The organism is Mycoplasma sp. CSL7475-4 (assembly GCF_024834065.1).
Taxonomy (GTDB): domain Bacteria; phylum Bacillota_I; class Bacilli_A; order Mycoplasmatales; family Metamycoplasmataceae; genus Mycoplasmopsis.
Window position 1 is genome coordinate 34,852 of record NZ_JANUYA010000006.1, and the last position, 9,688, is coordinate 44,539.

Annotated in this window: 12 protein-coding genes; all 12 read right to left on the minus strand. The window is 30.1% G+C overall.

What is annotated here, in order from left to right; all coding sequences use genetic code 4:
• Window positions 1-3: 3 nt before the first annotated feature.
• Window positions 4-429 (minus strand): hypothetical protein, encoded by a 426-nt coding sequence (locus NXS15_RS02920; RefSeq protein ID WP_259290369.1) that lies wholly within the window; start codon window positions 427-429, stop codon window positions 4-6.
• 318 nt (window positions 430-747) lie between these two features.
• Window positions 748-921: a DNA adenine methylase gene (locus NXS15_RS02925; protein ID WP_259290370.1), complete on the minus strand. Its 174-nt coding sequence runs from the start codon at window positions 919-921 to the stop codon at window positions 748-750.
• A gap of 265 nt (window positions 922-1,186) precedes the next feature.
• On the minus strand, window positions 1,187-1,723 hold the full coding sequence (gene hpt / locus NXS15_RS02930) for a hypoxanthine phosphoribosyltransferase (protein WP_259290371.1): 537 nt from the start codon (window positions 1,721-1,723) through the stop codon (window positions 1,187-1,189).
• 18 nt (window positions 1,724-1,741) lie between these two features.
• Window positions 1,742-2,404 (minus strand): deoxynucleoside kinase, encoded by a 663-nt coding sequence (locus NXS15_RS02935; protein ID WP_259290372.1) that lies wholly within the window; start codon window positions 2,402-2,404, stop codon window positions 1,742-1,744.
• Complete coding sequence (locus tag NXS15_RS02940; protein WP_259290373.1) at window positions 2,404-3,075, minus strand: deoxynucleoside kinase; 672 nt, start codon at window positions 3,073-3,075, stop codon at window positions 2,404-2,406. The genes NXS15_RS02935 and NXS15_RS02940 overlap by 1 nt, the downstream gene beginning before the upstream one ends.
• 43 nt (window positions 3,076-3,118) lie before the next feature.
• Window positions 3,119-3,607: a transcription elongation factor GreA gene (gene greA, locus NXS15_RS02945; protein WP_259290374.1), complete on the minus strand. Its 489-nt coding sequence runs from the start codon at window positions 3,605-3,607 to the stop codon at window positions 3,119-3,121.
• Between the two features lie 50 nt (window positions 3,608-3,657).
• Window positions 3,658-4,368 (minus strand): BC85_0335 family putative methyltransferase, encoded by a 711-nt coding sequence (locus NXS15_RS02950; protein ID WP_259290375.1) that lies wholly within the window; start codon window positions 4,366-4,368, stop codon window positions 3,658-3,660.
• A complete protein-coding gene (gene ruvX / locus NXS15_RS02955; RefSeq protein ID WP_259290376.1) occupies window positions 4,368-4,796 on the minus strand; it encodes a Holliday junction resolvase RuvX in 429 nt (142 codons plus the stop codon). The genes NXS15_RS02950 and ruvX overlap by 1 nt, the downstream gene beginning before the upstream one ends.
• Window positions 4,789-7,410: an alanine--tRNA ligase gene (gene alaS, locus NXS15_RS02960; RefSeq protein ID WP_259290377.1), complete on the minus strand. Its 2,622-nt coding sequence runs from the start codon at window positions 7,408-7,410 to the stop codon at window positions 4,789-4,791. Before alaS ends, ruvX begins: the two co-directional genes overlap by 8 nt.
• Before the next feature lie 9 nt (window positions 7,411-7,419).
• Window positions 7,420-8,544 carry a tRNA 2-thiouridine(34) synthase MnmA gene (mnmA, locus tag NXS15_RS02965; protein WP_259290378.1) on the minus strand — a complete coding sequence of 375 codons (1,125 nt, stop codon included), beginning with the start codon at window positions 8,542-8,544 and terminating at the stop codon, window positions 7,420-7,422.
• A gap of 51 nt (window positions 8,545-8,595) precedes the next feature.
• A complete protein-coding gene (locus tag NXS15_RS02970; protein WP_259290379.1) occupies window positions 8,596-8,898 on the minus strand; it encodes an MMB_0454 family protein in 303 nt (100 codons plus the stop codon).
• Entirely contained in the window at window positions 8,898-9,461 is a 564-nt protein-coding gene (gene efp / locus NXS15_RS02975) for an elongation factor P (RefSeq protein WP_259290380.1), read from the minus strand. The genes NXS15_RS02970 and efp overlap by 1 nt, the downstream gene beginning before the upstream one ends.
• Window positions 9,462-9,688 lie beyond the last annotated feature (227 nt).

The following is a 9,688-nucleotide window of genomic DNA, read 5'->3' on the forward strand; positions in this document are numbered from 1 at the left end:
TTTTTATAGTATTTTTAGATAATCCTGTTGCTTTTTGACATTGATATTTTGCGCTATTTGGATTATTTTTTTTCAATATTGTATTATTTTTTGTTTTGTTGGTCTACCATTATTATCTCTCCAATTTGTTTTTCTTTGTCTGTCTTTAATTAATTGTATTACTCTTGCTATTTCTAAGTGTTCTTCTTGATTTAACCCATTTCTTTTATTAGCAGGAATTAATACTCCTGTCAGTTTTTCTATATCTTTTCTTGGGAATGTTCTATAACTTTCTTTAAAGGCTTTTAAAGAATCTTTTATATCATCTTCTGTAAAGTGATTGTCTTCATTTGATGTTAAAGATTCCATAGTATCAAACAAAGCAAAAGAGTCTTTTATCAATTCTTCTTCTGATATATTACACTTTAAAGCATACATTGATAAAGTCATTAAAGTAAAATATCTATGTCCTTCTCTTATTTCTTCACTATAACACTTTCTAAGTCATCAATCATATAAATCTCTTTTAATATTTCAAGAACCTTTTTTTGACCTTTCACTATTCTTCTTTCGTACCAATCAGGGTACTTTTCTTTAGCTTCATCTAAACTTATTTTTTTATTTTTATATAGAATTTTCAATAGTTTTTATATCATTTTCTTTTAGTCGTTTTTTAGTATCTTTTATAAAGTTATTTAATTCAGAAATTGAATAATAACTTAATTAACTCATTATATTCATCATTATTGCTAAAACATTTATACGTATCTATCAATTCACTATTGATATCGTTCAAAATAAAATCGTGGGGTTGAATATGAAAAAAAGCGAACCACCACCCACGAAAGGTTCAATATATTTATTATATTTATTGGGCATTTTTGCCACTATTTTTGAGATTAATTTAGTTTTACCACCAGCTCATTTTACGAATGGTTTCATATTCACCCCTTTCTAATATATTTACATTATACAACGCTCTATCTTTCGCGTAGATGAAATTAATTTTTATAGTAAGAAATGTTCTATATCTTGATAAATGATATTGAGTATTCATGCATCACTGACATCTTTATGATTTATTGAAATTAGTCAAATTAGCTCTGTTAAAATTGTGAATTCGAGTGTTAAAAAGTAATCTAAAAAAATTCAAGCGTTATTTTATTAGCTTGAACTTAAATCGATTAATATCAAATATTATTTTTGTTTATTTTTTATTCGGATCAAAAATACCAATAAAAGGAACGCTGCGGAATTTTTCCTCATAGTCTAAACCATATCCAACTAGAAAAGCATCAGGAACAACAAAAGCTGCCTTATCAGGATGAAGATCAACCTTACGATTGCTTGGTTTATCTAGCAGAGTTATTATACGATATGATTTAGGGTGTCTATTTTTTAGCATTGAACTTATTTTATGCAATGTAATACCTGAATCAATAATATCTTCAACAACTAAAACGTCTCTGCCTTCAATATCGGTTTCAATATCCATAATTATTTTGACATTACCGGTAGATGAGGTTCCCCCTTCATAGCTAGAAGCTATCATAAATGCTATCTCATTTTCAACAGTAATATCTTTAATTAATTGTGCCATAAATGGCACAGCACCTTTTAGTAAGCCAACTAGTAATAAATTTTTAGAATCGGCATATGTTTCGTTAACCCACTTTGCCATTTCTTTAATTTTGTCCTCTATTTGTTCACGTGTATAAAGAACTTTTGTAAATCTTTTATCCATATTTCCCCCTTTTTATTTTTATTGCCTTTTATTTTTAAAGTCATAATTTTCAATACTTTTTATTGCTTCGCCAAGTATTTCAAATTCATTTTTATTATTAGCATCAATAACTATATAGTCGATATTAAAAGAATTCATTAAATGGACATATAAATCTTTATATAATGCGTGCAATTCTTTAAAATATTCTTCATTTTCGGCATAATTGTCAATTTCGCTTTTGCGTCCTCGTTTCATTATGCGTTGTTTGAATGTATCGAAATCAATATCTATAAAAATCGCTAAATCAGGATTTTCGTTAGTGTCAATTAAGTTATTAAACATTGCGTCAAAAGCCACTAAATATTTTTTGGGCTTGTGTTTTAAATTTAAAACAGCGAAAATATAATGTTCAAGATTGAAGCGATCTAAAAATATATGATTCTTGTTTCAATTCAGTTTCTTTTTATTGAATTCTTCAATAGTTTTATTGAAATTTGATGATAATGATTCAATAATATAAGCTTGAAAACCAATATCGATATTCTCTTTTTGTTCGTAAAATCAACGTAAAAAAGTATTGAATACTTCGTCATCTTCAGAAAATTCTTCAAGCAATATTGAATCTGAATAATATTTAGTTAAACCTTTGGCCAGAGTGCTTTTACCACTCCCGATCATTCCGCTAATTCCTATAACCATTATTTATTGTAACGTCCCTTTTTACTGAAATCAAAGCTTTCAATAATTTCAATCGCTTTATCAAAAACCTCTTCTTCGCTCATATCATTTGTATCAAGAATAATATAATCCATATTGAATTTATTTGCTTGACGAATAAAAGTGTCTTTATAAACTGAGTGTAATTGTCTAAAGTATTCTTCATTCATAGCGTAATTTTTAATTTCAACTTCACGACCACGGGCGAATAAACGTTTTTTAAAAGTTTCAAAACTTACATCTAGATATATCGCTAAATCTGGTGTTTCTTCATCAGTGATTAAGTTTGAAAATAAAGAATCATAAGCCTGCATATATTTTTCGCTTTTTGTTGCTAAATTTACACTGGCAAAAATATAGTGCTCTATACTGAAACGGTCTAGAAAAATATGGTCTTTACTATGTTTTTTACCTAATTCATTGAACTCATTGAACAAATTCGCTAATTTAGATGTGTGATTTTCGACAACATATGATTGAAATCCGATTGTTAAGTTTGGTGTTTTTTTATACAATCATTCAAGAAATTGATTGAAAACTTCATCGTCTTCTTCAAATTCCTTCAACATCATTGAAGTGGGATAATGTTGCATTAATTTCTTGGTTAATACACTTTTACCACTCCCGATCATTCCGCTAATTCCTATTACCATTGTCTCTCCTTGCTAAAAAAATAAGAAAAAAAGTAATTTAAAATTACTTATATTCTACGTTTATTATTCTAATATTGTATTTTGTTGAGGCGTCAACTTCAACGATTTGACCAATTTTGCCATCTGCCAATGCTAACGCAAGGGCTGATTCATTCGAAATTTTGCCATTAAGCGGATCACTGTCATGAATACCCATAATTGTTACTTCACGCAATTCTTTTGTATCTTCTTTTTCGTAAGTTACTGTTGCACCAATACCAATTTTTGTAACACCTTTAATTTCGGTGTTTGATATAACTTCAGCACGTTCGATAATTGCTTCTAATTCACGAATTCTGCCTTCAACAATCCCTTGTAATTCTCTGGCTGCATCATATTCAGCATTTTCAGAAAGGTCACCTTGTGCACGTGCTTCTTTAAGCGCTTGTTGAACTTCTAGTCTTTTAGTATTTACTAATTCGTAGTATTCATTTTTATATTTATCTAATGTTTCTTGCGCTAAATAAATTTTTTCTTCTTTTTTGTTTGGCATTTTTAATCCTCCTAATTTAGTTAATTTTTATTTTACCATTTATGTGAGATTTAATTATTATTTTGTTGTTTAACAATATAAATAAATTTGGATTTTATTGCTGATACTTCGTGTAAAACACCAGTAATTTTGAGATCTGTTACCAGTTGTTTTAGGTCAGAATTTTTGGTGCTATCTTGTCTTATAATCAACATCCCTTTTGGTTCTAAAATTGAATAAAATTGTTGAAACAATTCAATATTTGATTGAGTAAGATTGCTAGCAAATATTAATTTAAATTGCTCTTTTTTCAATTCGCTAATTGAACTGGTTCTAACTTTTTTTGTGAAATAATGTGGAAAATTTACAACCGCACTATTTCAAAGATTTGCATTAATTTCTTTGTCTACGATAGAAATATTAGCTTTAGTTTTTAAAAGTAATGTTGCTAATTCAAATTCGAGTTTAGGCGAAACAAATAATACATCATTAGCATCATTCAAAAAGACGGTATTAACTCAATTTTCAACATCATAATCATCGCTTTTGGAACCGAAAAAATCTCTTAAATCGTATGGAATCATACCTAAATCGTCGCCTCTTAATTCCATTAATTTTTGACGATTTCTTCTATCTTCTTCATTTTGCAAATTTTGTTTAATTTGGCGTACTTTTCAACGTGACCAAAAGTAAGCACCAATACCAATAGCGGCAACAATAAACATTGACGCAAATAATGTTCATTTTGCTCAATCCGGTAGATTAAGTTTAGCTGAAATCATTAGATTTTATGCCCACCATATTCTAAGTATTCTTGCAAAATGATGACAGCTGACAGCGTATCTTTGACACTTTTACGTTTTTTAGCACTCATTTTTGTGTTTTTAAGTGTGTTTTCGGCTTTAATTGTAGTTCCATATTCATTTACTAAAAACGTATCAATATTGAAGTGATCTTTTAGTCTTTTAGCAAATTGTTCGCACATGATTGTGCGTTCGCTTTTGTCGCCATTGCTACGCAATGGATAGCCAACAACAAATCCATCTATATCGTTATATGTTTTTAAATATTGTGTAATTTTATCAATCACAACATCAAAATTCATTTCTTCAAAACGAACAGTATCTAAGGCATTTGCGGCAATTTGTAAAGAATCAGTAACAGCAAAGCCGCATGTCTTAGTTCCTAAATCGAGTGATAATTTACGCATTTAAAACCTCAGTAATATAGTCGAATAGATGAGGTGAATTATCCACCTTACCCATAGCTAGAATTGCTGATCCCCCGCCACGACCGTTTGCTTTAGTGCAAATTTGTTTAAATAATTTGTTTGAGTCTGTTAATTTAGTTGCAATCGCCAATAAAATTTGATTTTGAGATGGAGATCCTAAAATTATGTATGCATCTTGATATTTTTCTCTTAGAGTTGAAGCAATAACTTTAATTTGTGAGGCATCAACATCTAAATTAAGATATACATTTTTGTCTGCTATTTTTGTTATATTGACATTGTCGAAGTCAAACTCCACATTTGATTTTTCTTTATTAATTTTTCTAAAATCTTCACGAGCTTGTTCAATGTTGGTGTTAATGTTTTCTAACATTAATTCTAAATTATCGCTTTCGCTTAATTTCGATGGTTGATAATTTGCATCAAGAGTTTTGATTTTAGCAACGATATTATTTAATTCTTCAGTACTTGAGCTAATTTGCTCTTTCAATCATTCATCAACTAATTCGTTTGAGGTAATGACTCTGAAACGATATACACCAGCTTGTTTTTTGTCAACATTAGTGATTTTGAAGTTTTCCATAAGAGCACTATTGCTTAAGTGAGTTCCACCACATAAATCGCTTGTTACATCGCCTCATTTTACAATCCGAACTGCTTTAGGGTCCATGTATTGATCTTCTTCAATTGTCATAACTGCGTGTAGATTTTTTGCTTGCTCAATAGTTGAAATGATGTATTCACGCTTAATGTCACGTGCAATTATATTACGCATTTTTTCTTCGATTTGTTTAACTTGTTCTGGGGTTGGTTTATTATCACCTGGAAAGTCAAATGTAAATCTTTGTTCAGTGATGTCAGAACCTAATTGTTTAATTTGGGCTCCTAAAATATCTCTCATAACTGAAAACATTAAGTGAGTAGCTGAGTGATTACGAGCACAATTCATTCTTACATATTCATCAACAAAACACTCAACCGGATCAATAGCATTAATTTTGCCCTCAACTAAATGTATGTGGTTGCCGTATTTGTCTTTGAAAACATCAATAATTTTAATCTTGTTGCCGTTTTGCAGCATATAGCCTTCATCGTGTTTTTGACCACCAGAAGTAGCGTAAAATGGAGTGTTATCTAAAACAACATATGAATTATTTTCGCCTTCTTTAATTCTTTTCTCACTGTCAAATAATTCAATAATTTTAGCAGTATATTGTGTGTAATCATAACCTACAAAGTTAGAAATTTTTTCTTTAATTAAAGACAGTGAATTAATGGCTTTTTGCATTCCACTTTGTTTGTTTCCTCTACTTGCGTCAATATGTTTTTGTTTTGCTTCTTCAAAAACTTCCATATCAACTTCAATACCTTGCTTTTGTAGAATTTCAACAGTTAATTCAATAGGAAAACCATATGTTTCCAATAAATTGAAGGCAACTTGTCCATCAAAAACTTTTTCGCCTTTTTGGATATATGATTCAAGTAATGTTTTACCATTTTCAATCGTTTTAGCAAACACTTCTTCTTCATCTTTGATTGCTTTTTCCACTGGAACAATATCATAATTAAATGGCAATGAATCGTGCACAACTTTTACTAACTTGTGTAAAAATAAACCTTTAATGCCTAATTGCATTCCTTTATAAATTGAACGTCTGATTAAACGACGAATAATGTAACCACGACCTACATTCGATACACTTTCTCCATCGGCTAAGGCGTTGACAACAGTTCTAATGTGGTCGGCAATTATTTTAAAGTTTGTGTTCACTTCGCTTTGAATTGGGTCTTTTGTGAAGTAATTATTAACATCATAGGTGTAGTTTGTGTATTTTTCAATTTCGTGAATTATATTTAAAAATAAATCAGTGTCATAGTTTGTTGGTGCATCTTGCATGATAGAAACAATTCTTTCAAAACCGGCACCAGTATCAATATTTTTCTGTGCTAATTCAGTATATTTATTGTCGCCCTCATTATTGAATTGACTAAATACTATGTTTCAAATTTCAATATAACGGTCATTTTCAATATCATTTTGCAATAGTTCAATACCACGAGAATCATATTTTTCACCACGATCAAAGAAAATCTCAGTACATGGACCACATGGACCTGAACCTACGTCCCAAAAGTTTGTATCTCTATCTCCCGAGATTAAATGAGAGGGGTCAATACCCATACTCAATCATTTTTGTTTGGTTTCTTCATCTTCTTTAAAGTAGGTAAAATACAATTTATCTACTGGCAATTTTAGTTCTTTTAGTAAAAATTCATGAGCAAACTCGATAGCTTCATTTTTAAAATAATCGCCAATACTAAAATTACCTAACATTTCGAAAAATGTGTGGTGTCTAGATGTAACTCCTACGTTTTCAATATCATTAGTACGAATTGCTTTTTGTGAGTTGGCTAAACGATTTTTAGGTGGTATTTTTTTACCACTAAAATAGTCTTTTAATGTTGCTACTCCAGAGTTAATTCACAATAATGATGGATCATTAACCGGAATTAAACTTTTGCTCTCCACAATTAGATGGCCTTTAGATTCAAAAAAATCTAATCATTTCTTTCTTATTTCTTTTGAATTCATTTTTATCTCCTATACATATGTTTTCTCTTGATTATTTAGGAAAATTTTTTCGATGGTTGCACCACCAATACATTTATCGCCATCGTAAAGCACAACTTGTTGTCCTGGTGTTACGGCTTGTGCTTTTGACGGGTATTTTACGCGCACGTTGTTGTTGTCAAAGATTTCGATGCTAACAGGGATATCTTGTTGTCTATATCTAAATTTAGCACTTAAATTATTAGGATTATAGTCAGTGTTATTCAATGTCAAACCGCTGGCCTCTAACATGTCTGATTCCAAATAACTCATATCTGAAGCAGGAGCAACATAGACTATATTTTGTTTAATATCATGCCCACAAACATAGTGAGGTTCACTCATACCACCTAGATTTAAACCTTTTCTTTGACCTAAAGTATAGTAATAACTACCTTCATGTGTCCCTAGTTCTTTATTGTCAACAATTGAAACAATTTTTCCAGGTTGGGCAGGGATGTAATTTTGTAAAAATTGAGTGAAATTTCGCTCACCAATAAAACAGATACCAGTTGAGTCTTTTTTAGAAGCTGTCGCCAAGCCTAATTCGAGTGCGATTTTTCTAATTTCTGGTTTTTCGTACTGAGCTAAAGGCATTAATACTTTTTCGAGTTGTGTGTTAGTTAATTGTGCTAAAAAATAACTTTGATCTTTGTTTTGATCTTTGGCACGATATAAATGACCATTTTTAACATCAGCATAATGACCCATGGCTATGTAGTCAGCGTTCAAATTATTGAATGCGTGGTCGGCGAATGCTGAAAATTTAATAAATTTATTGCATAAAATATCGGGATTAGGAGTGCGTCCTTTTTGGTACTCAGAAATAAAGTTTTCAAAAACATTATCTCAATATTCCTTAATAAAATCGACACGGTGTAGTTTAATTCCGAGTTTGTTTGCCACTAGTTGCGCATCTAGATAATCTCTTTCTTGTGAACACATATCTTGAGCAATTTCTTTATTACCTAAAAAATCATTATTAACAAAAGAATCTCAATTACGCATAAATAAACCTTCAACATCATAGCCTTGACGCAATAATAATGCAGCGGCAACTGATGAATCAACACCACCTGACATACCTAAAATTACTTTTTTATTTGAATTTGCCATTTTGCTCCTTACTAAATAATAAAGCCAACCACTAGTGTGGCTGGACAAAGTTTAATAATTACCAGTAAAACACACTCTTACATCGTGTGGTTTGATGTCAATCAAACTTTCAAAGCGAGTTTCGAACTCTTTAATGAATTGTTCAATAACATCACCCAAATTTTTATTTTTTTTAACTTTTACATCAATGATAAAAGACGCGTTTGAGTAATCTTTGTTGAAAATTATTTTGGCAATACCGTCTAACTTCAAAAAACTTGTATCATTAGCACATTGTTGAATTAGTTGTTGCAATGTGTCTTCAGTAACTGAGTATGATTGATTAATGCCACACGATACTGTAATTAAATTCATTATTTATTTCCTCTACTTGTGTATTTACCAGTTTCGGTTGAGATAATAATTAAATCACCTTCTTTGATAAACATTGGAGTATCTAACTCATATCCTGTTTCAACTTTAACTTTTTTCTGTGGATTGTTTGTTGTGTTGCCTTTAACTGCATCTGGTGCTTCAATAACTTCTAAGGTAACAGATGAATCTAATTCAATGTCCAAAATTTCTTCTTGGAATTTTCTGATTTTAACACTGGTTCCTTCTTTTAAAAAGTTAAGTTCTCATTCCACATGGCTAACTGGTATTTCTACTTGCTCATATGTTTCGTTGTCCATTAAAATAATGTTTGCACCGTCATTGTAAAGATAATTCATTGGACGTTTTTCAATATGTGCTTTTTTGATCATTGTTCCACCGGTGTATGACTTAATAGTAATAGCACCAGTTCTTAGGTTTTTAACTTTTGCTTTAACGTTAGCTTGTCCTCTACCTTGTTTTGAGTGTTGAGCTTCAATTACAACAAAAATTTCCCCTTCGTCTTCAAATGTAATTCCACCTTTAAATGTGTTTACGTTAATCATAATTATTCTCCTATTATTTAATATATATTAATTTATAATTCAATTTTATTATAAAAGTTAAAATATAAAAATTAATTTAATAATTGTCTTTAAATTTGATTTTATGAAATAAAAAACAAAAGTTCCTAGGGTAAATAAAAAACAAAAGTTCCAATTTTTAATAAAGTATTAACGTAATGAAAAAAAGCAATTACGAAATTAACAAGAGATATCAATTGGAGTATATA